A 26,930-nucleotide genomic window follows, 5' to 3' on the forward strand; every position below is an offset into this window, starting at 1 on the left:
GTCTAGCCGCTTCTCAATTACGGCGCGCTCGCCCGTGTTATACAGGCGAAGCGCTTTGATCTTTCGGAAGAACGATTTGATCACTTATCCCCCAAATATTTGAAGTGCTCGTGCCAGTGTGTTACACGCCAGCCGTCATTCCTTGGCAATGAACCGCAGTGGCAGCTTGTCGAGCGCGTGGATCGCATTATTCGGACGCCAGGTCTCCTTGCCTGTAAGTTCGATACGCTCGACCCGTTCGGCGATTGCACGCAGCACGGCTTGGCCCTCGGCACGGGCAATGTTCTGGCCGACGCAAACATGCACGCCCACCCCAAGCGCGAGATGCCCGGCGGTCTGGCGCGAAATGTCGTAGCGGTTCGGCTGATCCCAGTGGTCGGGGTCCATGTTCGCCGCGCCGAGACAGCATAAAATCTTGGTGCCTTCCACGATCTTCACGCCCGCCACTTCGGTATCGATGGCGGCTGTACGATAGAATGCCTGCACCGGAGAGGTAAATCGCAGCGTTTCCTCGAAAGCGGGCAAGGCCATCTTTTCAGGGTCGGCCTTCAGCTTTTCATATTCCTCAGGGTGTGTTGCGAGGCACCACAGCGCATTGCCGATGCCGGTCACTGTCGTGTCGATCCCGGCGGCCAGAACGGCACGGACCAGCATGGTTGCCTCGTCATGGGTGATCTCACCATTGTCGGCAGCTTCGTAGAACACCGAACCGATCCCATCCGGTGTCAGCGCATCGCGAGAACAGCGTGACAGAATCCACTCCATGACGGGCTTCATGCCTGCGAACCCCTTGGCCCTGAGCGCGTTGTCTGGGCCGATGGCGTTGAACTGGATCGCGCCAAAATCGATCAGCATGCGCGGATCGGGATCTTTGATGCCTACCGCTTCGGGAAAGACCTTGGAGGGGAACGCCTCGGCAATATCGACCACGGCCTCGAAGTCGCCCTTGGTCAAAATCTCGCCGATCAGCCGTTCTGCGTCCAATTTGAAGTCATCCTTCAGCGCGCGCACCACCTTGGGCGACAGGCCCCGCAAAATTACCTTGCGTGTCTTGCTGTGATAAGGCGGGTCAACTTCGAGGATGATCGACTGTGGCCGCCACGGCTCTTCCACGGCGAAATCCGAAAGGCCCACCCCGCGCGATGAAACAAATCTCTCATGATCCGAGAACACTTCTTTCACCACATCGTAGCGCCCGCTGGCCAGAACGCTATATTTCGGGATGAAGGCGAAAGGGCCTGCCTCGTGCAGTGCCGAAAAATATGTCCGGTTTGTCAGGTTGTCGTCGCTATAGGGGTCGATATCCAGAACCGGCACGCTCTCCGGTGGGGCGATCGCCTTGTGGCCTTCAATCAGTGTTTCTTGGTTCATGGTCTTCCTCCTTCGGCCATTTTTCGGACAGAGATTTAACTCACGTTATCTGTCCCAATACGGCTTTGTTAAACTGAATAGAGATAGCGCCAACGGGCAAGTGCGTTCCCAAATTCAACCGGGAACATTCGAATGGCGCGGATATATGAACGCTGTTCTCCTGCGTCCAAGTGATGGCGTGGCCGTCTAAAACGACTGCATTCCAGGCCCCTAGACACGGACAATGCCGCGCTGAGCACCAGTGACCGCATTCGCGATTGCGCAAACTCAAATTGAACCGGGCGTAGACCCAACCAATTTGGCGATATCCGTGCAGGATTAGCAATCTTGATCGCCCAACAGTTGTTTGATGCGGCGCACCGCGTTCTGCAATTCGGTGATGACGCGCTCTCGTTCGCGGTTGAAACGTGTCGCGGGGACGGGGACGGAAATGGCATGGATGCCGCCGCCCGGCGCCCTGAAGGCGGATCCGACCGCACAAATCCCATCCGTGTGTTCGCCAATGTCAAAGGCCAGTCCGTCTTGGCGGATGGTTTCCAGTTCGGGAGCCAGCTCGCTCCAGTGATCGGGCAGTCCGGCCTTATCCCATTCGCGGCCCGCACGGGCGCGGGCTTCTTGCGTGGCCAAGAGAGACAGCGCCGCTTTGCCATTCGCTGTGGTCGTCAGCGGAAAGACATCGCCGACGGCGGAAATGGTACGCAGCCGATGGCGGCCGGGCACCTGGTCGAGAAAGATGATCTGTTCACCGCGAAGCACCGACAGATCGGCGGTCTCGCCGGTCGATTGGGCCAGTTCGATCAGACAGGGGCGGCACAGTTCGACCGTGTCAAAACTTGCGGCCTTGGCAAGGCTGGTGACCTCGGGCCCAAGGCGAAAACCGCCGTTACCCAGCATGATGACCAAGCGTTCGTCCTGAAGCGCCGCCACGATTCGCTGCACCGTTGAGCGGGCCAACCCGACTTTTTCGGCGATTTGGCCAAGTGACATACCCGTCGGATCATCACGCAGGGTTCGCAGAATGGCCGCCGCCCTTCCAATGACCTGAATTCCGTTTCTTTGCATGGCCTTAGGCGCACTATCGGTTTCGTTCATTTGGGCTTTCCGTCGTCAACTTTGTCCCTGTTGCCATAAATGCCACCGGAAATCTAGCGAAAAACGAACCGCTATGTGATACAGCTGCACGCAATCGCAGGAAATATGTTGACTGCGATGCGGTGCATATGCATCTCTATGCGAGACGGATGGGAGGAACATCCAGAAAATTCAATTGAAGAAACACGGCGGCCAAAGTGTCCGTCCGCGAACAGGAAAGGAGCGCCCGATGATCACAATCCGCGGCATTGATTTTGAAGAAAACACCAACAACTCGATGGGGCTTGAGTTTTATAACCTGAGCCATCGGTTCGGGTTTCAGAACCCGAACTGGCCCTATTTTGAAGATACCAAGATCGAGCGTATCCACTATATGGCGAAATCCGGTGTGCTGAGCCAGCGGATCACGACGACCATGCATGCAACAACCCACATCGACGCGCCCGCCCACGTGGTTCAAGGCACGCCATTTATCGACGAAGTGCCGCTGCCGCATTTCTTCGGCACTGGTATCGTCGTCGACATGCCCAAGAAATATTGGGAGCCGATCACCGGTGACGATCTGGAAAAAGCTTGTGGCGATGCCATCCGCCCCGGTGACGTGTTGATCGTAAACACCGGTTGGCACAAACGTTACGAAGACGGTGACTATTTCGCCTATTGCCCCGGTTTTGTGAAATCCGCTGGCGAATGGATGGTTGAAAAGAAGATCAAGGTTGTAGGCCATGACACGCAGGCCAACGATCACCCGCTGGCCACCGCCATCGGCCCGCAGCGCAACGGTCCGTTGCTGCCGCATCTGGAAGATGAATACAAAGAATGGTCCGGCGGTCGCGGCTGGGAAGAAGATTTCCCAGAGTGGGAGCCAGTCCACAACGTCCTGTTCAAGAACGGGATCCTTGGGATCGAAAACGTCGGCGGTGATCTGGACGCGGTTACCGGCAAGCGCTGCACCTTCGCCTTTTTCCCGTGGAACTGGGATCGTGGTGACGGCTGTATCATCCGCTTGGTCGCAATGATCGACAAGGGCCAGAACTACCGGATCGAACCGGGCGAAAGCTTCTGAACCCATTGGGGGGCTGTCTGCCCCCCAAACCCCCGAAGGATAGTTCGGGCAAGAGGATGAGGGAGGATCATCGTGCTAATCAAACGGTTTGAAGATGCGCAGCCCTATGAGGCACCAAACCATTGGGACGTCCATGGGCTGCGGTTGCAGGGTTTTGAGGACGGCGGCCCGACCAACCAATGGATCGGCTACAGCCAGTTTCTGCCGGGCGGCGGGGCAGGGCCGGATTCTACCCCGTTCGAGAAAGTCTACGTCGTTCTGGAAGGCGAGATGACGCTGGAGTGGGAGGGCAAGATCGAAGTGCTGCGCGCCATGGACAGTTGCACAGTGCCGCCCGGACAGGAGCGTCGCATTGAGAACAAGTCGAACCACGTCTGCAAGATGCTGGTCGTCATCCCTTATCCGTCGGAGGCCAAGTCATGAACGCTATGTCCAATCCCCTGTCGATGTTCGATGTCAAAGGCAAGGTGGCGCTGATCACCGGGGCATCTGGCGCCTTTGGTATGGTCGCCGCCCGCGTGCTGGCCGGTGCCGGATGCAAGCTGGTGCTGGCGGCTGGATCCGCCGATGTCCTATCCGATATCGCGGGCGAATGCCGCGATATGGGCGCAGATGTGACCGAGGTCAACGCCCGCCCCAGTGATGAAGCCGCCTGCACCAATATGGTGGAAAAGACCGTCGACGCCTATGGCGCGCTGGATATTCTCGTTGTCGCGTCCGGCATGAACAAGGTGGCCAAGATCGACGAAATGTCGTTGGACACCTTCACGAACGTGATGGACGCGAACGTCACGCAAAGCTGGTTGCTGGCCAAGGCCGCAACGGTGCAGATGAAGGCGCAGGGCACGGGCGGCAAGATCGTCTTGGTATCGTCGGCGCGGGGGCTTTTGGGTCATCCAGCAGGCTACACCGCCTATTGCGCCTCCAAGGCAGCCGTGGACGGAATTACCAAGGCGCTCGGCTGCGAACTTGGACCGACCGGTATCACGGTAAACGCCATTGCGCCGACCGTGTTCCGCAGCCCGTTGACCGCGTGGATGTTCGAAGACACGGACGAAGCCAAGGCGGTGCGCGATGGCTTCTTAACCCGCGTGCCTAAGGGCCGGTTGGGAGAGCCCGAGGATCTGGCTGGTCCGCTGCTGTTCCTGTCATCCAAGGCCTGCGATTTCTACACCGGGCATATTCTATATGCCGACGGCGGCTACACGGCGGGCTGATCCAATGACTGTAAAGAACCAACAGATCGCCGTTATTGGGGCAGGGCTTATGGGACATGGCATCGCGCTGGTTATGGCGCGTGCCGGGCAAAACGTCGCCATTACTGATCCCGTCCCCGAAGCGCGCGCGGCGTTGCCGGACCGGGTGAGTGATTCATTACACCTGATGGGCGAAGACGATGCGCAAATCGCCAAGATCCTGCAGCGGATCGAAGTGATGCGCGACACCGCCAGCGCGGTTGAAAAGGCGGCTTTCGTCTTCGAAGCGGCTCCGGAAAAACTGGGGCTGAAACAGTCGATCTTCTCCGAGATCGAGAAGCACGCCCCTGCCGATTGCATTCTGGCCTCAAACACCAGTGTGATGCCGATCACCAAGATCATGGGCGGGCTGGAGTTCAGGGGCCGCGCCCTTGGCACCCATTGGTGGAACCCGCCGCACATGATCCCGCTGGTCGAGGTTATTCGCACCGAATGGACCGACGACTCCGCGATGGATGCCATGATGGCGCTTCTGGCGGATGCGGGCAAAACGCCGGTACGGGTGGAAAAGGACGTGCCGGGGTTCATCGGAAACCGAATGCAACACGCCCTGTGGCGCGAGGCGATTTCGCTGGTCGAACGGGGTATCTGCGATGCCGAGGCGGTCGATACGGTGGTCAAGTCGTGCTTTGGCCGCCGCCTGTCGGTGTTGGGGCCGCTGGAGAATGCGGACCTTGTGGGCACGGATCTGACGCTGGACATTCATTCACAGGTGCTGGCCGATCTGGAACACCGCCCCGGTCCTTCACCGTTGCTGGAGCAGCTGGTGGAAAACGGCAAGCTGGGCATGAAATCCGGAGAAGGCTTTCGACGCTGGACGCCGGAAGAGGCGCAGACGGTCAGGGACCGCGTGACGACCCACCTTGGCCGACTGGAGACGATTTTGGAAAAGTAGACACTAACCCATAAGGAACGTGTCATGATCAAATTTACCATATGCCGGAGGGACTATTTGTCAGGGACAGTATCCGCCCCTGCCACCCTGGCACCCGAGGGTTGGCCGAAGCGGACGGTCACATCATCGATCTAATGATCGTGGCAGAGGGCCGGCCCCGATCATCCCGACAACCGGCGGTTTTCAATCGTTGGGAAAAGACCAACAGCGCGGTTCGATAAATGGACCGCCCCCGAATGCGGACGGACATGACAGTTATCCTTGAACTACAGAACGTACGGAAAGCTTTCGGCGCTGTCGTGGTCGCCGACGACCAATCCTGGACGTTGCAAGAGGGCGAGGCGCTTGGCGTGCTTGGCCCCAACGGCGCGGGCAAGACATCCATGTTTAACTTGGTTACCGGCACGTTGTCGCCAGATGGGGGGCGGGTCCGGTTCGCTGGGCAGGACATCACCAAATGGCCTGCGGCCAAACGGTGCCGAGCTGGGCTGGCCCGAAGTTTTCAAGTGCCGCAGCCGTTTTCTGGCATGACGATCTATGAAAACACCTATGTCGCCGCAACGCAGGGCGCGGGTCTGTCCGGCCGTGAGGCAGAAGCGCTGTGCCTTGACGTTCTTGAACGGACTGGGCTGCTGCCCAAGGCCAATGTCATGGCGGGGAGACTGACCCTTCTGGAACGCAAGCGATTGGAACTAAGCCGCGCGATGTGTGCCAAACCAAAGGTTCTGTTATTGGACGAAATCGCTGGCGGCCTGACCGAAGACGAGTGCCAATCGCTGATCGGGACGATTAATGCGCTGCGGGAAACCGGGATCTCGATCGTCTGGATCGAACATGTGGTCCATGCGCTTATGGCTGTCGTGGACCGTCTGATCGTCATCGATTTTGGGCGCAAGATTGCCGAAGGCGAACCACGCGCAATCATGGAGAGCAAAGAGGTTAAGGAAATCTATCTGGGGATCGAAGCCGATGCGTGATCCCATCCTTTCGATTTCCGGCCTCGACGCCCACTACGGAGATTTCCAGGCGCTTTATGGCGTCGATATGGAAGTCATGGCTGGAGAAGTCATTGCCGTGATCGGTGCCAATGGCGCGGGCAAGACGACCCTGATGCGCTCGGTCTGTGGATTGCTGAAAAATACCCCTGGGTCAGTGCGCTGGAAAGGCCAGCCGATCGGTGCGCTTCGTGCGGATCAGGTGGCGCAACAGGGGATCGCATTGGTGCCCGAGGGACGGATGCTGTTCCCATCGCTGTCGGTCGAAGAAAACCTGATCATCGGCGGTCAGTCAGGGCGCAGCGGCCCTTGGAACCTTCAGCGGGTCTTTGATTTGTTCCCGATCCTTGAAGAACGCCGCGCTGTGCCCGCGACGGCTTTGTCTGGCGGGCAACAGCAGATGGTCGCGATCGGGCGTGCGCTGATGTCAAACCCGGACCTGCTGATGATGGACGAAATTAGCCTTGGTCTGGCCCCCGTCGTGATCAAGTCGATCTATGAAGCGTTGCCCGGCATCGTGGGCGAGGGGCTGACCGTCGTGGTCGTGGAACAGGACATCGCCAAGGCCTTGTCGGTATCGTCGCGGGTGTACTGCCTGCAAGAAGGCCGCGTCACGTTGGATGGCGCCAGCGATGCGGTGTCGCGCGAAGACATCAGCCGCGCGTATTTCGGAGTGTAGCAAATGGATTGGCTGAACGCAGTCGTACAAGGAATACTGTTGGGTGGGCTTTATGCGCTTTTTGCCGCCGGGCTGTCGCTGATCTTTGGGGTGATGCGCCTTGTGAATATCGCCCACGGCGACCTGATAGTGCTAAGCGCATATATCGCGCTGACCGCCGCTGTCATGCTGGGATTGCACCCGTTACTGGCGCTTGTGGTGGTCGTGCCGGTGATGGCATCGTTCGGCTATGGCTTGCAAAGGCTGGTGCTGAACCAAACGATGACCGGGGATATTCTGCCCCCACTTTTGGTGACATTTGGTTTGTCGGTGATCATCCAGAACGCGCTGCTACTGGGGTATTCGGCGGATCCACAGAAACTACAGGCGGGCGCGCTTGAAGTGGCCAGCATGGGCGTCGGACCAGTGACACTTGGGGTTATGCCACTTTTGACCTTCGGTATTGCGGTGGCGGTGATCGCGTCGTTGCAATGGATGTTTTATCACACGGCGCTTGGCCGGGCGTTCCGCGCGACCTCGGATCTACAGGACATCGCGCAGCTTATGGGTCTGAACCGATCGCATGTTTTTGGCATGGCGATGGCCCTGTCGTTGGCGGTGACGGCCGTGGCGGGTGTGTGCCTTGGTATACGCACCTCGTTCGATCCAGCCATCGGCGGGTCGCGCCTGATCTTCGGGTTCGAAGCGGTGATTATCGGCGGGCTGGGCAACCTTTGGGGCACGCTGGCAGGGGGCGTGATCCTTGGTGTGGCACAGACCATCGGGGCCAAGATCAACCCGGGCTATCAGGTGTTGGCAGGTCACATCGTGTTTCTGATCATTCTGGCCGTCCGCCCGCGCGGCCTGTTCCCGAGGATCGACGGATGAGCCAATTGCACGTTTCCCGCATGACCCGCCTGTCGACCATTTCGATGGCCTTGGCTGCCCTGATCGTACTTGTTATGGCCGCCGCCCCCTGGTGGGCGTCGCGCGCCGACCTGCGCCTGTTGGGCGAAATCTTTCTCTATATGTCGCTGGCATCACTCTGGAACCTGATGGCGGGCTATGCCGGGTTGGTTTCGGTTGGTCAGCAGGCCTACGTCGGTTTGGGGGGCTACCTGTTTTTTGCATTGACGATCCTCTGGGGGGTTCATCCTTATGCCGCGTTGCCCATCGCAGCCGCCATCGGTGCCGCCGTTGCAGCGCCGGTTGCGGTTCTGATCTTCCGGCTTCGCGGCGCCTATTTCGCGATTGGTACATGGGTGGTGGCCGAGGTTTTCCGCCTGACCGCGTCCCAAGTATCGGCCCTTGGCGGCGGGTCGGGCACCTCGCTTCCCGTCGATATCGTGAAATCGCTGGCGGACGGGCGATCCGCACGCGAGGCGCTGGCCTATTGGTTAGCGCTTGGCGTGGCGGTTATTGTCATCGGTGCGGTCGTTTGGGTCCTGCGGTCGCGTCAGGGCGTCGCCCTGACCGCAATCCGCGACAACGAACTGGCGGCCAAATCGCTAGGCATCGACATCTGGCGCACCAAGTTCGTGGTCTATGTCGTCACGGGCGGTTTAACGGCCTTGGTCGGGGCGCTGATCTTTTTGCAAAAGATCCGCATCTCTCCGGACGCAGGGTTCAGCGTCAACGACTGGACTGCCTTCGTTATCTTCATGGTCGTGATTGGCGGGATCGGAACGGTCGAAGGCCCGATTATCGGAACGCTTGTGTATTTCCTGCTGCGCGAAACCTTGGCCGACCTTGGCACCGTTTACCTTATCGCGCTTGGCCTTGTCGCCATTCTCATCATGTTGAAATCGCCCAAAGGCCTTTGGGGCCTAATCCGCGGCGCTTCGGGCCGGGAACTTTTTCCTTTGTCCCGTCGCGTCCAAGGGCAAACAAAGGAGCCTGACCATGGCTAAGAAAAACAAAACCGTCATCACCTGTGCCGTCACCGGTGCGATCCACACGCCGACCATGTCGGACGCGCTGCCCTACACTTATGATGACATCGCCACGCAGGCCATCGACGCGGCCGAGGCGGGGGCGTCGATCCTGCACCTTCATGCCCGCGACAACGAAACCGGCGCGCCATCTGTTGACCCCAAAGATTTCAAACCGTTCCTCGACCGGATCAAGCAATCAACGGATGCGGTGGTGAACATCTCGACCGGCGGGTCGCTGACGTTATCGATCCAGGACCGGATCAAGCCCGCTGCGACCTTCTCGGCTGAGATGTGTTCGATGAACATGGGTTCCATGAACTTTAGCTTTCACCCGTTGGCGACCCGCTACACTGATTGGAAGTTCGATTGGGAAGAGGAGTATGTTGCCAATTCCGACGGCAACATCTTCCGAAACACGTTCCGCGACATCCGCGAAGCGGCGACTACGCTGGCCCCGCACGAGATCAAGTTTGAACACGAATGCTACGACGTCGGGCACCTTTATAACCTCAAATTCTGCATGGATCAGGGACTGTTCAAAGCACCTATCTTCATCCAGTTCGTCATGGGCATCCTTGGTGGGATCGGCGCGGATATTGACAATCTCGTGTTCATGAAGAAGACCGCAGACAAGTTGTTCGGCGACAGCTATCGCTGGTCGGTTCTGGCGGCCGGTTCGACGCAGATCCCGCTGGCGGTGACGGCAGCGCAGATGGGCGGGAATGTGCGTGTAGGGTTGGAAGACTCACTCTTTATATCGCGCGGGAAGCTGGCAGAGTCGAACGCGCAACAGGTTGCGAAGGTTCGTCGCGCGCTCGAAGAGCTAGGGCATGAGATCGCCACCCCTGCTGAGGCCAGGGAGGTTCTGGATCTCAAGGGCGGTGATCGGGTGAATTTCTGATCACCCAAATCGCGGTGACCCCGTGAGCTGAGGTTGAGAAATGCCCCCGACCAATCGCCTTTCGTCGGGGGTGTTTTGTATCCGTAAATTTTGACGCGCCATTATGGTGGGAGCCATCGGGGTGCCGGAACTTCAAACCCGCGGCAACCGCGCGGCGCGCCGTGTGTCCGAAGGCTTCAGTGCGTGGCTGCGCGCGACCTTTGGCACGGATGTAGCAACGGAAGCCGCGATTTATCGTCTGATGTTCGCGTCCGGATGGACATCTGCTTTTGCACCGGAATGGACCGCGCGATCGTTATCCTAGCGGCGCGAACCTGGCATCAAGAAGCAGCTTTCGCCGGACACGTCGATCATGAAAATCTATCGCAGGGCTATGCCCTTCATGGTGGCCGACGTGATCAAGATTGCGTTTTTCATCGCAGTCCCACTGCTGGTGACGCTCCTATCCGGTAGCGCCTGATAGAATTCAGACGAAACTATTGAAAATGATTTGAAATCGGTAGTGATTTGTAATCATATTTAGGCACGAAAGCTGATGATCTGTTTCGGTCTTTCGGCAGAAAATACGATAGGGAGGAATACCAGATGAAAACGCGTGCAGCGGTCGCTTTGGCCGCCGATCAACCTTTGGAAATCATGGAAGTAGAACTGGACGGTCCGAAGGCGGGCGAAGTCCTGGTCGAGATCAAGGCGACGGGCCTGTGTCACACCGATGAATTTACCCGATCAGGCGCGGACCCCGAAGGGCTGTTTCCCTGCATCCTGGGTCATGAAGGTGCAGGCGTTGTGCTTGAGGTGGGTGAGGGTGTGACCACGCTGAAGCCCGGCGATCATGTGATCCCGCTTTATACGCCCGAATGCCGCGAATGCCCGTCCTGCCTGTCGGGCAAGACCAACCTTTGTTCGGCGATCCGCAATACCCAAGGCCAAGGGCTGATGCCCGATGGCACGACCCGTTTCAAGATGCTGGATGGCACGCCGATTCACCATTACATGGGCTGTTCCACCTTTGCCAACCACACCGTTATGTCGGAAATCGCGCTGGCCAAGGTGCGTGATGATGCGCCGTTCGACAAGATTTGTTACATCGGTTGCGGCGTTACGACGGGCATCGGTGCCGTGATAAATACAGCGGGCGTTGAGATCGGCTCGACCGCAGCGGTCTTTGGCCTTGGCGGGATCGGTCTGAACGTCATTCAAGGCCTGCGCATGGCAGGCGCCGACATGATTATTGGTGTCGACCTGAACGACGATAAGGCCGAGATGGCGAAGAAATTCGGCATGACCCATTTCGTGAACCCGTCCAAGGTCGACAACACCGTGCAAGAGATCGTCAACCTGACCAAGCGCGGCGCCGACCAAATCGGCGGGGTGGATTATTCTTTTGACGCGACGGGGAACGTTCAGGTCATGCGCGATGCGCTGGAATGTTCGCATCGGGGCTGGGGCGTGTCTGTCATCATCGGTGTGGCGCCGGCGGGGGCCGAGATTTCGACCAGGCCTTTCCAGTTGGTCACCGGGCGCGTCTGGAAGGGCACGGCCTTTGGTGGCGCGAAAGGGCGTACCGATGTGCCGAAGTTCGTAGACTGGTACATGGATGGCAAGATCGAGATCGATCCGATGATCACGCACAAGCTGACCCTGGACGAGATCAACCACGGGTTTGACCTGATGCACGAAGGCAAGTCGATCCGCGCTGTTATTGAGTTTTGATGCCCAGTGGGATCGTTATGAATCGAAAAACCGGCGCCCTGTGAGGCGCCGGTTTCTTTTTGATCAGTGCACGCTGATGTCGATTTTCGAAAATCCGCGCAGCACGTTGATGATGTTGCGTTCGGTTTCGTGAACTTCGAACCCTTCTACACGCGGGCAAAGCGATTTCAGGATCGCGCTCATTTCAAGGCGTGCAAGGTTCATACCCACACAGGCATGTTCACCGTGGCCAAAGGCCAGATGGTCAGCGACCGACTCGCGCATGATGTCGAATTTTTCCGGCTCTGGGAATTTGCGCCCATCCCGGTTACCTGCCCCATAAAGCACGATCACACGGGCATCCTTGGGGATTGTCACATCCTCGATCTCGAACTCTTCCTTGGTATAACGAGAAAAGCCCTGGATCGGGCTTTCAAGGCGGAGCACCTCGTTGATGGCCTGTGGGATCAATGTGGGCTGTTCGCGCAACTTGGCCCATTGATCGGGATTGTTTGCGAACAACCAGACCGCGTTGCCGATTCCGAAAATCGTAGTGTCAAGCGAAGGCCCCAAGTAGTCCAGCGCCATGAGGCTCGCCTTTTCCATCGGGATCTCTCCGGCTTCGGCGGCGTCGTGCAGGCGTTCGGCCCAACCGCCGGGCACAAGCTTTCCGCGAACGCATTGGTTCAGCGCATAACCGACCATTTCCTCCAGAACGGGAAAGGCCGCTTCGGTTCGGGCATTCATCGGGCCGAAACACTGAAAGTTCGCCTCGGCCCAGATCATCATGCGTTGCCGTCCCTCTTCGGGCAGCCCGACGAGTTTCGACACAATGGTCAACGGCAAATGTTGTGCCAGCTCGGTCGCGGCGTCAAAGCGACCCTTGGCCACCAGTCGGTCAGCAAGGGTTTCGGCTTCGGCCTCGACCTCGGGGCGGACGGAGCGCAACTCTTTCGGCATCACAGGCTTGGCCAGAACCTTGCGCATGGCTGCGTGTTCGTCGCCGTCGGTACACAGCACGATCCCTTTCAATGCTTCGTTCATCGGATCGTTCATCATGACGCCTTCGTATGACACAAAAACATCCGACCGCGTCAGAATGGTCCGTACCGCATCGTATCGGGCAGAAACATACATATCGAGGTCTTCAAGATAGACGACCGGCCCCAGTTCGCGGATCTCATCATAGACGGGATAGGGGTTCATCAGATTTTCGTCTGAGTATAGATCGACGGACATCGATGGCGCCCGTTTTTTTGTGGTTGTCATTGGTCTTCCTCCCTTTTTTCGCGTGTTTCTTCAGGCTGCAACACCCTCCACGTGGACTGCTACGCAGCCCGCTCCTTCGCCGCGATCATGTCTTCTTGCGCTTGTGCCAAGCGATCAGATCCATGAGTTCCGGTGAAAAACTGTCGTATGCGGGAATTCCCGCCGTGCCGAGCGTTTGGCGAATTGCGACCATGCTGGACGGGTCGGTTCCGGTTTCGATGACCGAGGAAACGAACCCCGCAAAGGCCGGGCCAGGCTGTGGCTTGTCCGAAAGCGCAGGGTGAATGAACTCCAACCCATAAAAGTGGTGGTCCGCGTCCGGAACGCGCCCGATCATATGGGTGCCGCAATCCCTGCAGGCGTAGCGTTGAACGGACAGCGTCTTGTCCGCCGCGACAAGTTTTTCACCGCCCTTTACAACGGTGGCGGACCCGGCAGGAACGACCGCGATTTCAGCCAGAAGCGCGCCGTCGGGTTTCCAGCATTGCGAACACCCGCAAAGATGGTTGTGACGAATGGGCGCCTGAATTTCGATCTCGATCATAGCGGATGGGCAAGCGCAGCGAAGCGTGAAACTTTCGGGGGCGTCGGCAGTGGCATCGCGCCCGACAGATGGATGAATCTCGACATCGGCCTGTTCCATCGCTTCTGCGCGGGCCTTCAGATCGGCATTGAATTCTTCGTAAGCGGCGCGGCCATTGATCTTGATGCCGTCCCACATCTCTTCGACTGCCGCGCCTTCGAAGATCTCGAAATGACTTAGGTGTGTCTTTTGCCCGTTGCCCTGCGGGGTCAGCACAAAGACATGTTCTCCGCGGAACACGCCCGGCTCAGGCGCTTCGCTCAGCCATCGCAATTCGCGCGCGCCGACAATGCGGGTCAGCGTAGGGGATAGGGGAATGTCGGGTGTATTGGGTTGTTTCAGCGTGCCGGTGACGACCTCTCCGACAGTGGTCTTGCCTTGCAGATCGGGGACAAGCTTGCACCACTCGGGGTAGCGGTCGAGGTTGTCCATGATACTCCACACCGTTTGGGGTGCGGCATTGATTGTGATTTCGGTTTCTAGGACTGGCACGTCTGGATTTCCTTGCGCTTGACTGAAGTTGTCTTTTTTGCTGCATCCGGCGTCGGACGCTGAACACATGGCAGTACTCAGGCCCGTGCTGCGACGGATGGGATCGTTTGGGAGAGGTCGGCCTTCATGGCCTTTCGGGCGGCGACATGCGCCTTGGGATCATTGAAAGATTCGCGGCAGATCAGTTGATCGCCGTCATGGTGATCGAGCGAAAATCGGTCGGCGTCTGTGGGGCAGGGTACTTTGGCACAAGGAGCGGGCAGAAGGCCTGCAATCTGCAACTTTGCGCCGAATTGATCGGTCCAGAACCATGGTACTGCGATATATGGGGCTGTGTCCTTATCTGTGAGGACGGCGGCAAGATGGCGGGCTTGGTCAACAGCGCTTTGAACGCATTCAAGGCGGATGCGCCGCCCGTCGGGTAGGAGGAATGAACAGCAATCTCCGATCGCAAAGATCCCATTTTCAGATGTCTGAAGGTCTGGGGCGACAGCGATGCCGTTGTCACAGCGGATCCCTGCAGCATCGGCAAGTTCATCGTTCGGGATCGCGCCCACGCCAGCGACCACCAGATCCGCGTCAAGCGTTGATCCATCCGATAAGCCAAGCGCTTTGACCGCGCCGGTTTCTTCGATGACCTGCTCTAGTCCGGTTGATAACCGCACGTCGACACCATGCGATTGATGCAACCTTAGGAACCAGTCGGACATCGCCGATGAAACGGCGCGGCCCATCAGGCGTGGTCCGGCTTCGATCACCGTTACCTCGTGCCCGAGCTTGCGCGCCGCCGCGGCGAACTCAAGTCCGATGAAGCCGCCGCCGACAACCGCCACACGCCGTGGCCCGGTAAGAAGCGGGCGCAGCCTGTCGATATCCGCAACAGCCCGTAAATAGACCACGTTTGTCAGGGTATCAGGAAGTGTCGGCAGAATGCGGGGGCGGGTGCCGGTGGCAAGGACCAACTGACCGTAGGCGACAGAGCCAGCGGTCGTTTCAAGCTTCCGGTTCTCTTTGTCGATCGCGGTGACGCGCACACCGGTCATCAGTTGGACGTCCTGATCGGCGTACCAGTCCGGCGTTCGAAAAAAGAGGTCGTCGATTTCCGTCTGTCCGCCAAGAAAGGTCTTGGAGAGAGGCGGGCGGGAATAGGGCACGTGCGGCTCATCGCCAATCAATGTGATCTTTCCTTCGTGCCGCGCTGCACGTAGTGACATGACAAGTTGGGCGGCAGCCTGTCCGGCACCAACGATGACGATATCGGAGCCGGATGCCATCGCTTACATCTCCTCTGGCACTCGGACGACAATGCCGTCGATCGCGTCGGACATCCGGATTTGACAGGACAGGCGCGACGCTTCGGTGCGGTCGGCCGCAGTTTCGTCGAGCATCGCGTCCTCGTCATCTGACATTTCAGTCAGCCTTCCAGGGGCGGATTCAACAATGACATGGCATGTGGCGCACATAGCAGAGCCGCCGCATTCACCAAGGATTTCGACGATCCCATTTCGGACCGCGCCTTCCATAAGGCTCTGGCCATCGCGCAGTTCAAGTGTACGCTCGGTTCCGTCAGGAAGAATGTAAGTAGCTGTAGGCATTGTCTCTCCGTCAGTGAATTTGCACCCGGCACGATGCGAGGCCATGCAGGACGTTGTTTATGAAGGGTTTTGTTTCGATCAATTCGAACCGGTTCACACGCTGTAGCAATTCTGTCAGCAGCGCCCGGATTTCGAGGCGGGCAAGGTTCTGGCCGACGCAATTGTGTTCGCCCAGACCAAAGCCCAGGTGATCATTGCTGTCTTCGCGCAGGATGTTGAACTTGGTCGGGTCGCCCCATTTGCGTTCATCGCGGTTGGCCGATCCGTAGGACACGATGACCCGGCTGCCGGCTGGTAGGGTGACGCCGCCGATCTCTACATCATTAGCGACGTAGCGTGAGAAATTCTGGATAGGACTTTCCAGCCGCACCGCTTCGTTGATCGCCGAGGCGATCAGGGCGGGGTTGTCTTTCAGCTTTTGCCACTGTTCGGGATGCTGGGAGAATAGCCAGACAATCCAGGTGGTCGCAAAAATCGTCGTGTCGAGCGATGGGCCCATATAGTCGTTCATCATGAACGGCGCGTCTTCTAGGCTAACCTCACCACGATGCGCCGCGTCCCAGATCATTTGTGCCCAGCCGTCTTTCTTTAGTTTGCCGGGGACACATTGGGTGAAGGCGTATTCGACCATCTCTCCGACGATCGGCATGGCTTCTTGTGTGCGTTTGGCATTTTCCGGTCCGAAGCAGTCGAAATTTGCAGGGGCCCATTCCAGCATCCTTTCGCGACCCTGTTCGGGCAGACCAACGAGGTCCGATACGATGGTGACGGGTAGGTGCTGCGCCAGTTCGGTCGCCGCATCAAAGCTGCCCTGATCGCATAGGCGCGTGACCAGCGATTTCGCTTCGTCCGAGACGCGCGACCGCAACTGGCTAAGCGCCTTGGGCGTCACGGGGCGTTCGATGACCTTGCGCAAAGCGTCATGGCGGGGCGGGTCGGAACACAGCAGCCCACCTTTGAGCTTTTGGTTCATATCGTCGTTCATCGTGACGCCGCCCGCAGAAGAATAGTTTTCCCAATCCGACAGGGCCTGCCGCGTTTCCGCGTATCTGGGCAGCATATAAAGATCATACGCCTCAAGCCAGATAACGGGCCCCGCATCGCGTAGCTGCTGATAAAGCGGATAGGGGTTTGCAAGATGCTCTTCGTCGAACAGGCGTGCGTCAGAGACGACAGCGCCCTTAGCGGGATTAGTCATTGGGTGGTCCTTTGAATGCTGCCGGGCGGTCTCGGGAGAACCACCCGGCTACTGAGGATCGTCAGCTAAGAAGCGTCAGGTCGCCGGTAAGCGGAATGTCAGGCGCAGCGGTGTTGTCGACGATCGCCAGATCGTAGGGAAAATCGCCGCCCCGCTTCCATTGGCCACCAACAAGCGGCGTGACAGATACGTTTCGAACCGGATTGGTTGTTGCACCGTTCCAACTGACCTGCCCCACGATGGATTCATAATTCGTGGCTGCGATGGCGTCGCGCACCGCCTCTGGATCTTTGGGGTCGCCCGCGCGTTTGAGCGCATCGATGGCGACTTCGATCAAAGCATGCTTAAAGCCCAACGGCTGGGTCCACTGACGCCCGGTCGTGCTTGTGTAAGCGGCGCAATACTCTGCGGCACTGCTCCCCGTCAGCCCCGAGGAGAAGGGGTGCCCAGGCGACCACCAGACTTCGGTGGTGATGCCTTCGCCGGTGTCACCGAGGGATTCGACGGCCGCAGGGAAGAGCATCGCCTTGGCAATCGTGCAGAACTTGAGCTGATCGCGCAGGCCTTGCTGCGCAGCCTGATTCCAGAAGGTCGCGAAGGCTGGTGGTGTAACAGCCCCCGTCACGATCTCAGCGTTCGAGCTGCGGAAATCAGAGATAAAACCAGATAGGTCCTGAGCACCCGGATCCATAAGACCGGGAAGGGACAATTCATATCCGGCAGCCTTCATTGGCGCAGGGAAGCCAAGTTTGGGATCGGTCAGGGCAATGCCTTCGACGTCATTGGCAAACAGCCCGCCGACGTTATTGTTGGTGTCCGCCTGATCCCACATATTGGTGAACACGCCGACCAAGTCGTTCAGCCCCCAAAAGAAGTGATAGGTCCAGTCGAACCCTTGTGCCGGATTACCGCCGCGCCCGAAGAAGTGGGCTTCCCATGGGGTGTCGGTCGTAATGCAGGGCACCTCGTTCAACTCGGCAATATCGGCGACAGGGTTCGTTGTATCCCCGGTGGACGAGGCAAGGATGATGTCAACTTCGTCTCGCAGGATCAGATCCGAGGCGACCTCGCTCGTACGGTTGGGATTTGACTGGCTGTCGCGCACAAGGATTTCGACATCGTAGGTCGATCCGCCAGACTGGATGCCGTTGGACAATGCGGCCTGAACCGTATCGATGACAAAGCTATCTGCTTCGCCAAAAGCGGCCAAGGGGCCGGTCTGAGGACTTACAAAACCAAGCCGAAGCTTACGGTTCGCGGCAATTGCCGGGGCGCCAAGTCCGGATCCGACCAGTGCGGTCGTCGCTGCGCCATATTTCAAAATATCCCGACGGGACGGCGAGCGGAGCCTGCGAGGCCCCGAGAAAATTGATGTCATTGTATCCTCCCATGATCCCCAAATCCTCACTGCCAAGGTTCCTCCAAACCCTAATAGTGATGAGGTATCAAAAGTGAGGCTAAATCAGGTTTAGAAACCTGTCAACGGTTTTGACCTCCCTTTCCCAGAGTAGTAAGATGCTGAAAATCACGTAAGGACGGCAAACCCCACAATGACTAGGGTACAGAAACGGCAGGTGCGCACGCGGGCCACCTTGCTGAAAGCAGCGCATGAACTGATGTCGAATCAGGGAATTGATCCGACGACAATTCAGCAGATCACGGCTGAGGCGGATGTCGGATTCGGCACCTTCTATAATTACTTCCAGTCAAAAGATGAAATCGCCGAAAAGGTTCTGGACTGTGTGATCCATAACCTTGGCGTTCGGAACCGTCAGGCTAATTTGGATGCAGGCGTGACCGATCCTGTGGCTTTCATCGCGTTTTCCGTCCGTCTTACTGCGCGCGAAATGCTAACCGACCCGATGTGGCGCTGGTGGTTGCGCCGGACTGATCTGATGGTCCGTCGAATGAACTTTGGGTTCCGTACATTTGGGATGGCCGACATGGAAGCAGCGCAGAGCGCCGGTGTTCTCGACCTGCCTGATGCGAATATCGAAATTACCTGGTCTTATCTGAACTGGCTGCTTGCGGGCACGGTCACTGACATCATCGAAGGCGTTGCCCCGCCCGAAGCCGAAGCGACAATGACACAATCCATCATGCGGGTCATGGGCGTTGATCCTGTCCTTGCCGCAAAGGTTGCCCGCGCGGAGCTGCCGCCTTATCCGGATCTCGAAGTTGATTTCCGATTTTCGGTCGACGATCAGTTCGACAAAAAGGTTGCCAGTTAACCGGCACCCAGACATTACCAACTTGTTTGCGCCGGTATGAAAGCTGCCTGGGGCGCGTCTGTAAGGCGGCCATTTCGAGAGCGTAGCTGTCCCAGAGGCGGAAAGCATCGGTTCTGGCGTGACGGTATGAATGCCCGTCGTCAGAGTTTTTGGACCCAATGGCGACCTAAACTATGAGAGAGTTTTGCTCATCTGGTTGGTTTGATTCTGCGGCGCGTTGCCTGTGATGCAAGCGTCGCGTTTCGAGTGCCTTTCGTTTGATCTTTTCCACTGCCCGGCAGGGTTATGCGTAGCATGATCCCGAGAGGGACGTTGCTGTAGAATGGCTTTGTCGCGTCCGAAGTAGACGTCAGCGGGTGTGACGCTATTGATGCTCTCGTGATACCGCTGATGGTTGTAGTGGTCGACGAAGGCTTCGATCTGAGCTTCAAGATCACCTGGCAGGAAGTAGTTTTCCAGCACGATGCGGTTCTTCAAGGTTTGGTGCCACCGTTCTGTTGACCGGCAGGGTATTGCGCAGCAATGTCCCGAGAGGTGATCTTGCCTTGGGTCTGAGGGTAATAAGGCGCACCGCGAGAATGCTTCATGCCCTTGTCCTGCAACCACTTCGCCAAGTCACCGGAGACGTAACCGGATCCGCTATCGCTGAGCAGACGTGGCTTGTGGACGACGTGAACCTGCTCACAGCCGGATGCCTGCAATGCGAGGCCCAGTGTGTCCGTCACGTCTTCAGCCCGCATGTTCCCCTCTCGGGATATTGCTGCGCATTACCCTGCCGGGCAGTGGTAGCATAGCTTCCAAGAGAGGATGTAGCGACTGTAATCGTCAAGAACCGTGCTAAGATAGAACCAGCCCCGTCCCAGCACTTTGATGTAGGAGAGGTTGTCCTGCATTTTAGACCAGTTTGCAGCCCTGTTAAGATGGATCAGGGTTTCATTTAGGCTGCTAATCTCATTGGTTCAGTTTTGCTGGCATAGGCCTCATCGGGGGTCAATACGCCGCAGCTCTGCCGATATAGCATGGATCATCGCCCTCGCCATCTGCCGGTCCCCGCGCAGTTTGATCGACGTCTCCGCCCCCAAGGCGCGACCGCGCCAGCCGGTTTGCGCCGCCCCAAGCGGTTGCCCCGGAACAAGGCTGGCAGCAGCGATGGATAGTAGTCTTCGGCGCGAAATCATCAGGCGCGCTCCTTCTTGGATTTGAGGATCAGGGGCACGCATTGCGTGTCGTCGTTGTAGATCGAGACGCAATCGAGGCAGCCAAAGCATTCGTCATAGCGGATCTCACCGGTCTTGGTGATGGCGCCGTAGTTGCATTTGACCCGACATAGCTGGCAGGGGCTGCCGCATTCATTGCGCCGCGCGATCCAGTCGCGCCCGCGCACAAGTCCGCCAATCGCCATAAGCGCCCCCAGCGGGCAGACGTAGCGGCAGAACCCTTTGAACAACACCGTCGCAACCGTCAGCCAGAACACGCAATAGGCGACATAGTACCATTCGCGCCGGAAATAGGTCGAAATCGCGGTCTTGAAGGGCTCGACTTCGGCGGCCTTGTCCATGGCCGAGGGCACCAGAAGGGTCAAGATGACCAGTGCGAACAGCACACCATATTTCACCCATTTCAGGCGTCCGTCCCACTTGGGCGAGGGGTTAATCTGGGGCAGGCGCAGCCAGCGACCGATGTGGTGCAGGAATTCCTGAAGAGCGCCGAAGGGGCACAGCCAGCCACAAAACAGCCCGCGCCCCCAGAGGAAAAAACCAAGCGCGGCCACGATCCAGATCAGGATCGAGAAGGGATCGTAAATCAAGAACCCGAGGCTCTGCCCCGCCGTGCCCGCTCGCAACGCACCAAGCGGTGTCACGATAGACAGTTGCCCCTGTCCATACCAACCGATGAGCGCAATGGTGCAGGCCAGAACGCCAAGCCGGACCGGCGTGTAGGCGCGCAGGCTTGCCAGCCGATCAAGGCGCACCAGCAACACAGCGACCAGCGCCAACAGGCCCATCGCCAAGGCCGTCATATCCAGCCACCGTTGCTCGATCGCGCTGATCCACGCGGGCACGATCCGGGGCGGTTCTGGGGTGACAAAGAAACGGGGCGGGGCGGCGTATGTCGTCGTCAATGACGTGGTGCCGACCTTGGGCTGGATGAAACCTATTTCACGTTTTGCCTCCAGCGCCAGCTCCCATGGTTCAATCGGGTTGAACCCCGCGCGCCGATCCGTGCGCAGCACCATCGCCGTCCCGTCTTGCGGCGCGTCGGGCACCAGTTCCACCAAGAGATCCGCGTCCCGCAATGCAAAGGGGAAAGCGCCCTGTTTGGCGGAGATCAAGGAGGGCACAGTGTTGCGGATGAAATCCTCTGTGACCAGCCCATGCCGCGCCGTTTCAATCAATAGGATCGGCTCGTCATCGGGGTAGATTTGATAGAAATCGTCCATCTCAGCGAGCGTGTCCTTGGACAGAACAGCCCGCGCCACCGATGGCGGCCCGAGATCGACAATCCACAGGTCAAGGTAAGGCGCGTTCGGCTGTGCCAGAGCCTGCGGATCCTGTCCGGCAAAGATCGTTCCCGCAAAGGCTTCCTCCACTTCAGCATTGGTGATGATGGTGCGCGAAGCGATGCCTTCGCGTACAAGATCATCCCATGTCAGGCTCTCTTCGACCGTGGGGTCGGGCCGCGCGGGCGGGCCTGCGGCGATCCCTTGCATCCGTTCGCGCGCCACCTCCTTGACCGCTGCAAGCAACGTCTCATTGGCAATCCGCACGCTGGCCGTCGCGGTGGACACCCCGTCGAGATAGGTCAGGGCCGAGGCCTCCTGATCCTTTGCGCTGCCAAAAGGATTGCCCACGACGAATGGTTCGGTGATCGATTGGCCCGCGTATTGGTCCAAAAACGCCTGAAATCGTGCGTCGCCCAGTCCCGCCACGAACATCGGCTCGAAATGATCGACGATTTTGACGTCGATAAAGCGGGCGTCATGATCGATCATCACCAACATGTCGATCGGGGCACCAGCAAATCCCGGCAAGGGCGCGATTGGTCGGGTTTCAAAGACATAGCCGGCCTCGACACCCGTGTAAGAGATCAGACTATAGACGCCATCTTGTGACACCTGCTCACCAAGCGCATACCCCACCGGAAGATAAGCCGCGATCTGCTCGGGCGTTAGGGGCGGGTCTGTCGGGGCGGCCTGTGCTGGGGTCAACAGGACAACGCTTTGAAGTATCAGCAAAAATAGGAGGTTGCGCATGATCCCTTAGCCCCGCAGCTGCAGGGAATCTCCCTGCCGGATTGTGCCAGCCTGCACGGCAACCGCATAAATTCCGGCGCAGGGGAACGCCCCGATCCCCAGCAGATCCAGTCGGTTGGTCTCTGAGATGGCGCGCAAAACACGGGTGTCTTCGCTAAGGCCCGCGGTTGGGCGCGTGGTCATGACACATCGCGGCGCAGGCATCGCAAAGGCAATCACCGCCTCACCAAGGGCACCCGTTCGGCCAACCCACTGATTTTCAGGAAGTCCTTGCGCTGTTTCCTCCACCAACAGGTTCATACGAAACCGTTCGGCGGTGATGCTTGAACCTTGCACCGCACTGCGCAGTGCGCTCAACGTGCCAGAGGTTATCACCGACAGCGGGAACAGATCCTGCAAGGAATGCGGCCCCAAAGGCGGCTCTTGCCCAAGCGCGCGAAACAGACTGCTGCCGAGCGGTTGCGGCACGACGACATCGCGGTTGCCCGCGGGGTTCAAGTTTGGAAGGTCAGGGTGATATTGATCCACGACGAAATCATCCGGCGCACCACTGATCAAGCGCAGCTCGCGTCCAAAGAACGCCGACAGCGATGCGTTCGCCCCCGCCGACAAGCTATCCACCGTCCGCCCGTTGGGGAGGGTAATTTCCACGTTGGGCAAAGCGCCATCCAAGACCTCGCCTCGCGCCGGCTCTTTCTCAAACCGTGCGTGACAGGCCATCAGGTCGGGAAACAGCCGGACAGACTTGGCACTCGCCACCTTGCCCGTCTCAACATCCAGCAAGGCCAAAGCCCGATCCCCAACCAGCCCCGCGGTCGTTATCTCCGCCTGCGCGACCCTCTCGCCACCCATGGATTGGATGGGGAATCTCCAAATCTGCGTTATCTGTCCCGTTGCTTGCGTCACGTTGCTTTTCCTCGCCATGGTTTCGAAGAACAAGCCATCACGGCCGCGCCGATGTGTGAGATTCACGCCAAAACTTTGCAAAATCTTTGCAAAAACTTACTGTAAAATGCGGTATCCGATACCGCGCACCGTTTCGATCATCTCAGGCCGGTCCCTGTCTGGATCTAGCTTGCGTCGGAGGTTTATGATGTGTTGGTCCAAAGCACGCGAATTGGGCATGTAGTCCCGTCCCCAGCCTTCATCGTATAGCTCGTCCCGCGTCACCACCGCGCCGCCGCGGGCCATCAAAAGCGCAAGTATCTTCGTATCCCGCTTGCTCAGGCGAATTTCGCGCCCGTCACAGAGCGCGCGAAATTGGTCTGGCGAAAATTCGAACCTGGGTGTCTTGGGGCTTCGTTTGCGGCGAAATAGAACCGCAGCACCCAAACACGCAGCCATCGCCAGCAGCGCCAAAGCGACTTTCCACCAAGGAAATGCAGGCCGCGCGCCAAGAGAGGCAATCCCGATTTGCGCGGCCAAAGCTGATCGATCATAGACCAGGCAAGCGGCCGGTTTGCTTTGGCAATACAGGATCCGCCGCGCGTCAAGACCGAATGAGGTCCATCCCGCGTGGTCGAGCCCCGCCCTGAACGCACCGATCGCGGCCAGATCACTTGGCCCTAGCTCGCCCTTTAAGGGGCTGAATGCGTCAGGTAGCGGATACAAGACCTCTCCTGCACCGCCCCAAAACGCCGCTTGTTCCAACGCCTCCTGTTCGGCGATGCGCACACCAATCAATTCGCGTTGTGCAAGCAACGCGATCAGATCAGACACATCTTTTCGAGCTTGCCTGCTTGCCTCATTCCAGGCCCCCGGCATGACATACAGGAGTGCCGCCATGATTACGCCACCGAGAGCTGTGAGGATCCATCCACGTTTCATGTCGGGATTTTGCATGACATCGAAAGTTACCAGAAATAGGCAATTCGTACAATCAATGGAAACCTTGGGGTCTGGGGGGCAACAGATTTTTAGTTAAGCCGTTGCGTCGCACTCTACCAGACGAGCACAGGGTCGAATGTTCCGCTTCGCGCCCTCCGTGATGAGCGCCAGTTCCCTAAAGGCACGCTCCCGATGCACGCATCAGATGACTGCCGCTCAAACCCCAGCTCGCGGCTCGAGGTTGTGCCAATGTTCGTTTGGTGGAAGCGACTTTGCGCGCTGAGAGGGTTGATCACGACAAACCGGACCGCGGCGTTTATCAGCGGTCTATTCGGTGTCACCGCATGACATCAGAAGATGACAGGGCGCGCGCCTGAACCTATCCGCCTAGCGCAACCATCCCATTCGCCGTCCGATTACGATCAATTCGCCCAAGGCAATCACGCCATCAATCAACCAAATGGCGGGAAATGCCGCACGGAGCATGGCAACAAACATCAGCATCATGGCGATTTGGACAAGGCACGCGGCAATGAAGGGCCCACGATCGGCGAGTTGCAATGCGCCCGTAACGATCATCACCGCCCCCACAAGAGGAATAACCCAGACCGCGCCGGTCAGAGCGAAATCGCTCAGCAGGGCGAGGGGACCGTCAGCATTGGCGCGTTGCGCGGCGATTAGCACCACATAAGGATCTTCCAGATATGGGAAGAACTTCGAGATACCGGCGACAAGGAACATGGCACCGATCAGCCGCTGGAGAATCTGGGCTGCGCGGCTCACGCGTCCGCAGCCTTGTTGTGAAATGTCTCACCCAGCCGATGCGTGCCTGTCGCTGGTGCGGTGATATCATTCTGCATGACTGTCGAGAGGAAGGCGAGCGCGGTGTAAAGCTTCTTGTTGAAGGGCTTGATTGCCGCAAGGAACAGGCCAGTCATCCAGCCGGGCACATGGGTGATCTTGACCGGCTTGCCAAGTGCTTCGCAGGCGAGCGCGTCAATCTGGTCGTAGGTCAGCGTTTCCGGCCCGCCGGCTGAACATTCGTGCTCCATTTGCGTGAAAGCATCGATGTACCGGTTCGCCAGATCGGCGCCGTGAATGGGGTTGATCCGGTTCTTTCCGGCCCCGAATACATAGACCCTGCCGCCACGCGCCATTTTTAGAAAATCGAGCATGTCGTTGAAAAAGCCGGTTGCACGCGCAACGGTGTAATCAAGGCCGGACTTGGCCAGATCGTCGGCAAAGGCTTCGCGCGCCGCGACGAGGTCGACATGGCAGGTCAGTTCCGGTCGGACCACCGAAATGAAGACAAATTTCCGGGCCCCAGCCCGAACGGCAAGGTCCAGCACCGACTTGTTCGCACCGTAGTCGACATCCCAGTACCCAACCTTGTCGGTCTGACGGGTGATGCCGAGAGAGGAAAACACATAGTCGATACCATCACAAAGACCGGTCAGCGTAGCCGGATCGGTCGCCTCGCCCAGAAAAACTTCGTCCGGCTGATGAGCAGCCCAGTCAAATGCATCGGGGCGCCTTGACAAGGCACGCACCCAAAACCGCGCAGCTTAAGCTGCTCGACCATATGGCGACCAAGATAGCCGGTTGCGCCAACCACAAGCACACGTTTCATATCGGATTCCTTTTTCGACCACTTGGACTATTTTGTATCGTTTGATCGCAAGGCCAAGTCCGATAGTTCAAATGAAGGGAAAAGGAAATTTCATGCCCAAGATTGTCGATAGGGAAGCGCATTCACATGCACTGGCGCAAAAGGCCGCTGAGGTCTTCATGGAGCAGGGTTTTGGGAATGTCGGGATGCGCGATATTGCGGCAGCGCTCGGCCTGTCGAAAAGCGCACTCTATCATTATTTTCCCAGCAAACAGGCGCTGTTTGTGGCTGCGAGCGCCGCGGCAACGCAAAGGTCGGTTGCCCCGTTCCGGCCGCCGGAAGAGCGAGAGCCTTCTATCGCAAGCAGGGTCGAGAGCATCTTGGCTAGTGTCCGAACGCTGGATGGCGATTTCAAAGGCGAAATGACCCTTCTTGCCGACTACCTGCGGCCGTTGACGCAGGATCAAATCAGAAACGACCCTGCGATGATTGCCGCGAATGCCACTTATCTGTCGGCGATAGAGGCCATCGTCGGTTCCGACGCCGCTGCGCCGGTGCTGTTCGCGTGTTACGGATTTCTGCTGCAACGCATGTTCGACGGCGGCGTCACGCCGTTCGAAGACTTGGCGAACAGCGTGACGCGCATCCTGAGTAATTCCGCATAACACGCCGGCGCAGCCTGTAAGGACGATAAACCATATGCTTGCGCCAAGGTTTCAGGCCGACCCGCTCCGGCTGCGGCCGACCGACCTCTGTCACCCTAGCATCATTAACTTGAACCGTCGGGTACAGAAAAAGGCGATACACCCAGATATTTTACATAAACTTCATTATACGTATCTGACGCCGTTTCGTGTCATGGTGCATTGTCGACAACTACCACACGCCCTAGTAGCGTCCGCAACACCAACTACCCGGAACTGCATGCAAATTGGTCCTCTATCTCTAAGCACCGATTTTCGACCTTTCTGCACCTTCACCTCCGAATGTAACATATATCGCGTGGCGATATT

The 26,930-nt window shown here is 58.2% G+C and carries 25 protein-coding genes and 1 pseudogene; 12 read left to right on the forward strand and 14 right to left on the reverse strand.

What is annotated here, in order from left to right; translation table 11 throughout:
- Positions 1 to 135: 135 nt before the first annotated feature.
- Together ABWV64_RS15635 and ABWV64_RS15640 are read right to left on the reverse strand one after the other, a co-directional pair.
- Entirely contained in the window at positions 136 to 1,371 is a 1,236-nt protein-coding gene (locus ABWV64_RS15635; protein WP_353346962.1) for a cytochrome P450, read from the reverse strand.
- 318 nt (positions 1,372 to 1,689) lie between these two features.
- On the reverse strand, positions 1,690 to 2,463 hold the full coding sequence (locus tag ABWV64_RS15640; RefSeq protein WP_353346964.1) for an IclR family transcriptional regulator: 774 nt from the start codon (positions 2,461 to 2,463) through the stop codon (positions 1,690 to 1,692).
- A gap of 229 nt (positions 2,464 to 2,692) precedes the next feature.
- Here ABWV64_RS15640 and ABWV64_RS15645 point away from each other — a divergent pair, with 229 nt between their 5' ends.
- The 10 genes from ABWV64_RS15645 (at position 2,693) to ABWV64_RS15690 (ending at position 11,881) form a co-directional block, all read left to right on the forward strand.
- Positions 2,693 to 3,529, forward strand: a complete 837-nt coding sequence (locus ABWV64_RS15645) for a cyclase family protein (protein WP_353346967.1) — start codon at positions 2,693 to 2,695, stop codon at positions 3,527 to 3,529.
- A 72-nt stretch (positions 3,530 to 3,601) separates the two neighbouring features.
- On the forward strand, positions 3,602 to 3,952 hold the full coding sequence (locus tag ABWV64_RS15650) for a cupin domain-containing protein (RefSeq protein WP_353346969.1): 351 nt from the start codon (positions 3,602 to 3,604) through the stop codon (positions 3,950 to 3,952).
- Positions 3,949 to 4,746, forward strand: coding sequence for an SDR family NAD(P)-dependent oxidoreductase (locus ABWV64_RS15655; RefSeq protein WP_353346971.1), 798 nt, complete (start codon positions 3,949 to 3,951; stop codon positions 4,744 to 4,746). Before ABWV64_RS15650 ends, ABWV64_RS15655 begins: the two co-directional genes overlap by 4 nt.
- A gap of 4 nt (positions 4,747 to 4,750) precedes the next feature.
- Positions 4,751 to 5,680 carry a 3-hydroxyacyl-CoA dehydrogenase family protein gene (locus tag ABWV64_RS15660; protein WP_353346973.1) on the forward strand — a complete coding sequence of 310 codons (930 nt, stop codon included), beginning with the start codon at positions 4,751 to 4,753 and terminating at the stop codon, positions 5,678 to 5,680.
- A gap of 248 nt (positions 5,681 to 5,928) precedes the next feature.
- On the forward strand, positions 5,929 to 6,657 hold the full coding sequence (locus tag ABWV64_RS15665; RefSeq protein WP_353346975.1) for an ABC transporter ATP-binding protein: 729 nt from the start codon (positions 5,929 to 5,931) through the stop codon (positions 6,655 to 6,657).
- Positions 6,650 to 7,354, forward strand: coding sequence for an ABC transporter ATP-binding protein (locus ABWV64_RS15670; protein ID WP_353346977.1), 705 nt, complete (start codon positions 6,650 to 6,652; stop codon positions 7,352 to 7,354). Before ABWV64_RS15665 ends, ABWV64_RS15670 begins: the two co-directional genes overlap by 8 nt.
- Before the next feature lie 3 nt (positions 7,355 to 7,357).
- Positions 7,358 to 8,221 carry a branched-chain amino acid ABC transporter permease gene (locus ABWV64_RS15675; protein WP_353346979.1) on the forward strand — a complete coding sequence of 288 codons (864 nt, stop codon included), beginning with the start codon at positions 7,358 to 7,360 and terminating at the stop codon, positions 8,219 to 8,221.
- On the forward strand, positions 8,218 to 9,243 hold the full coding sequence (locus ABWV64_RS15680; protein WP_353346981.1) for a branched-chain amino acid ABC transporter permease: 1,026 nt from the start codon (positions 8,218 to 8,220) through the stop codon (positions 9,241 to 9,243). Before ABWV64_RS15675 ends, ABWV64_RS15680 begins: the two co-directional genes overlap by 4 nt.
- On the forward strand, positions 9,236 to 10,168 hold the full coding sequence (kce, locus tag ABWV64_RS15685) for a 3,5-dioxohexanoate:acetyl-CoA acetone transferase (protein ID WP_353346983.1): 933 nt from the start codon (positions 9,236 to 9,238) through the stop codon (positions 10,166 to 10,168). Before ABWV64_RS15680 ends, kce begins: the two co-directional genes overlap by 8 nt.
- Positions 10,169 to 10,753: 585 nt before the next feature.
- A complete protein-coding gene (locus ABWV64_RS15690; RefSeq protein ID WP_353346985.1) occupies positions 10,754 to 11,881 on the forward strand; it encodes an S-(hydroxymethyl)glutathione dehydrogenase/class III alcohol dehydrogenase in 1,128 nt (375 codons plus the stop codon).
- Between the two features lie 63 nt (positions 11,882 to 11,944).
- Here the strand turns inward: ABWV64_RS15690 and ABWV64_RS15695 are convergent, their stop codons facing one another.
- From ABWV64_RS15695 to ABWV64_RS15720, 6 genes are all read right to left on the reverse strand, one after another.
- Positions 11,945 to 13,129 carry a cytochrome P450 gene (locus ABWV64_RS15695; RefSeq protein ID WP_353346987.1) on the reverse strand — a complete coding sequence of 395 codons (1,185 nt, stop codon included), beginning with the start codon at positions 13,127 to 13,129 and terminating at the stop codon, positions 11,945 to 11,947.
- Between the two features lie 85 nt (positions 13,130 to 13,214).
- The gene (locus tag ABWV64_RS15700) at positions 13,215 to 14,273 is read right to left on the reverse strand and encodes a GFA family protein (RefSeq protein ID WP_353346989.1); all 1,059 of its coding nucleotides are present in this window, start codon (positions 14,271 to 14,273) and stop codon (positions 13,215 to 13,217) included.
- Positions 14,274 to 14,281: 8 nt separating this feature from the next.
- Positions 14,282 to 15,478 carry an NAD(P)/FAD-dependent oxidoreductase gene (locus ABWV64_RS15705; RefSeq protein WP_353346991.1) on the reverse strand — a complete coding sequence of 399 codons (1,197 nt, stop codon included), beginning with the start codon at positions 15,476 to 15,478 and terminating at the stop codon, positions 14,282 to 14,284.
- Positions 15,479 to 15,481: 3 nt separating this feature from the next.
- Entirely contained in the window at positions 15,482 to 15,799 is a 318-nt protein-coding gene (locus ABWV64_RS15710) for a 2Fe-2S iron-sulfur cluster-binding protein (RefSeq protein WP_353346993.1), read from the reverse strand.
- A 10-nt stretch (positions 15,800 to 15,809) separates the two neighbouring features.
- Positions 15,810 to 16,997 (reverse strand): cytochrome P450, encoded by a 1,188-nt coding sequence (locus ABWV64_RS15715; protein ID WP_353346995.1) that lies wholly within the window; start codon positions 16,995 to 16,997, stop codon positions 15,810 to 15,812.
- A gap of 61 nt (positions 16,998 to 17,058) precedes the next feature.
- Entirely contained in the window at positions 17,059 to 18,375 is a 1,317-nt protein-coding gene (locus tag ABWV64_RS15720; protein WP_353346997.1) for an ABC transporter substrate-binding protein, read from the reverse strand.
- Between the two features lie 172 nt (positions 18,376 to 18,547).
- On the opposite strand from ABWV64_RS15720, the gene ABWV64_RS15725 reads away from it, so the two are divergent.
- On the forward strand, positions 18,548 to 19,228 hold the full coding sequence (locus tag ABWV64_RS15725) for a TetR/AcrR family transcriptional regulator (protein WP_353346999.1): 681 nt from the start codon (positions 18,548 to 18,550) through the stop codon (positions 19,226 to 19,228).
- Positions 19,229 to 19,394: 166 nt separating this feature from the next.
- Here ABWV64_RS15725 and ABWV64_RS15730 read toward each other — a convergent pair.
- The 6 genes and pseudogenes from ABWV64_RS15730 to ABWV64_RS15755 form a co-directional block, all read right to left on the reverse strand.
- Positions 19,395 to 20,118 (reverse strand): annotated as a pseudogene (locus tag ABWV64_RS15730) (transposase); the annotation flags it as partial.
- A gap of 287 nt (positions 20,119 to 20,405) precedes the next feature.
- Positions 20,406 to 22,436 (reverse strand): 4Fe-4S binding protein, encoded by a 2,031-nt coding sequence (locus tag ABWV64_RS15735; protein ID WP_353347001.1) that lies wholly within the window; start codon positions 22,434 to 22,436, stop codon positions 20,406 to 20,408.
- Positions 22,437 to 22,487: 51 nt separating this feature from the next.
- A complete protein-coding gene (locus ABWV64_RS15740) occupies positions 22,488 to 23,453 on the reverse strand; it encodes an MOSC domain-containing protein (RefSeq protein WP_353347003.1) in 966 nt (321 codons plus the stop codon).
- A 30-nt stretch (positions 23,454 to 23,483) separates the two neighbouring features.
- Positions 23,484 to 24,308, reverse strand: coding sequence for a winged helix-turn-helix domain-containing protein (locus ABWV64_RS15745; protein ID WP_353347005.1), 825 nt, complete (start codon positions 24,306 to 24,308; stop codon positions 23,484 to 23,486).
- Positions 24,309 to 24,695: 387 nt separating this feature from the next.
- Complete coding sequence (locus tag ABWV64_RS15750) at positions 24,696 to 25,091, reverse strand: DUF6041 domain-containing protein (protein ID WP_353347007.1); 396 nt, start codon at positions 25,089 to 25,091, stop codon at positions 24,696 to 24,698.
- Positions 25,088 to 25,858 carry an SDR family oxidoreductase gene (locus ABWV64_RS15755; protein WP_353347009.1) on the reverse strand — a complete coding sequence of 257 codons (771 nt, stop codon included), beginning with the start codon at positions 25,856 to 25,858 and terminating at the stop codon, positions 25,088 to 25,090. The genes ABWV64_RS15750 and ABWV64_RS15755 overlap by 4 nt, the downstream gene beginning before the upstream one ends.
- A 172-nt stretch (positions 25,859 to 26,030) precedes the next feature.
- Between ABWV64_RS15755 and ABWV64_RS15760 the strand changes: the two genes are divergently transcribed.
- The gene (locus ABWV64_RS15760) at positions 26,031 to 26,582 is read left to right on the forward strand and encodes a TetR/AcrR family transcriptional regulator (protein WP_353347011.1); all 552 of its coding nucleotides are present in this window, start codon (positions 26,031 to 26,033) and stop codon (positions 26,580 to 26,582) included.
- The last annotated feature ends 348 nt before the right edge of the window (positions 26,583 to 26,930 follow it).

The sequence above is a fragment of the Litorivita sp. NS0012-18 genome (assembly GCF_040371945.1).
Classification (GTDB): Bacteria; Pseudomonadota; Alphaproteobacteria; order Rhodobacterales; family Rhodobacteraceae; genus Litorivita.

What these genes read in the sequence shown, in the direction of transcription:
- ABWV64_RS15635 (WP_353346962.1), bottom strand. Translation starts at nt 1,371, where the DNA reads ATGAACCAAGAAACACTGATTGAAGGCCACAAGGCGATCGCCCCACCG.
- ABWV64_RS15640 (WP_353346964.1), bottom strand. Translation starts at nt 2,463, where the DNA reads ATGAACGAAACCGATAGTGCGCCTAAGGCCATGCAAAGAAACGGAATT.
- ABWV64_RS15645 (WP_353346967.1), top strand. Translation starts at nt 2,693, where the DNA reads ATGATCACAATCCGCGGCATTGATTTTGAAGAAAACACCAACAACTCG.
- ABWV64_RS15655 (WP_353346971.1), top strand. Translation starts at nt 3,949, where the DNA reads ATGAACGCTATGTCCAATCCCCTGTCGATGTTCGATGTCAAAGGCAAG.
- ABWV64_RS15660 (WP_353346973.1), top strand. Translation starts at nt 4,751, where the DNA reads ATGACTGTAAAGAACCAACAGATCGCCGTTATTGGGGCAGGGCTTATG.
- ABWV64_RS15665 (WP_353346975.1), top strand. Translation starts at nt 5,929, where the DNA reads ATGACAGTTATCCTTGAACTACAGAACGTACGGAAAGCTTTCGGCGCT.
- ABWV64_RS15670 (WP_353346977.1), top strand. Translation starts at nt 6,650, where the DNA reads ATGCGTGATCCCATCCTTTCGATTTCCGGCCTCGACGCCCACTACGGA.
- ABWV64_RS15675 (WP_353346979.1), top strand. Translation starts at nt 7,358, where the DNA reads ATGGATTGGCTGAACGCAGTCGTACAAGGAATACTGTTGGGTGGGCTT.
- ABWV64_RS15680 (WP_353346981.1), top strand. Translation starts at nt 8,218, where the DNA reads ATGAGCCAATTGCACGTTTCCCGCATGACCCGCCTGTCGACCATTTCG.
- kce (WP_353346983.1), top strand. Translation starts at nt 9,236, where the DNA reads ATGGCTAAGAAAAACAAAACCGTCATCACCTGTGCCGTCACCGGTGCG.
- ABWV64_RS15690 (WP_353346985.1), top strand. Translation starts at nt 10,754, where the DNA reads ATGAAAACGCGTGCAGCGGTCGCTTTGGCCGCCGATCAACCTTTGGAA.
- ABWV64_RS15695 (WP_353346987.1), bottom strand. Translation starts at nt 13,129, where the DNA reads ATGACAACCACAAAAAAACGGGCGCCATCGATGTCCGTCGATCTATAC.
- ABWV64_RS15700 (WP_353346989.1), bottom strand. Translation starts at nt 14,273, where the DNA reads ATGTGTTCAGCGTCCGACGCCGGATGCAGCAAAAAAGACAACTTCAGT.
- ABWV64_RS15705 (WP_353346991.1), bottom strand. Translation starts at nt 15,478, where the DNA reads ATGGCATCCGGCTCCGATATCGTCATCGTTGGTGCCGGACAGGCTGCC.
- ABWV64_RS15710 (WP_353346993.1), bottom strand. Translation starts at nt 15,799, where the DNA reads ATGCCTACAGCTACTTACATTCTTCCTGACGGAACCGAGCGTACACTT.
- ABWV64_RS15715 (WP_353346995.1), bottom strand. Translation starts at nt 16,997, where the DNA reads ATGACTAATCCCGCTAAGGGCGCTGTCGTCTCTGACGCACGCCTGTTC.
- ABWV64_RS15720 (WP_353346997.1), bottom strand. Translation starts at nt 18,375, where the DNA reads ATGACATCAATTTTCTCGGGGCCTCGCAGGCTCCGCTCGCCGTCCCGT.
- ABWV64_RS15725 (WP_353346999.1), top strand. Translation starts at nt 18,548, where the DNA reads ATGACTAGGGTACAGAAACGGCAGGTGCGCACGCGGGCCACCTTGCTG.
- ABWV64_RS15745 (WP_353347005.1), bottom strand. Translation starts at nt 24,308, where the DNA reads ATGAAACGTGGATGGATCCTCACAGCTCTCGGTGGCGTAATCATGGCG.
- ABWV64_RS15760 (WP_353347011.1), top strand. Translation starts at nt 26,031, where the DNA reads ATGCCCAAGATTGTCGATAGGGAAGCGCATTCACATGCACTGGCGCAA.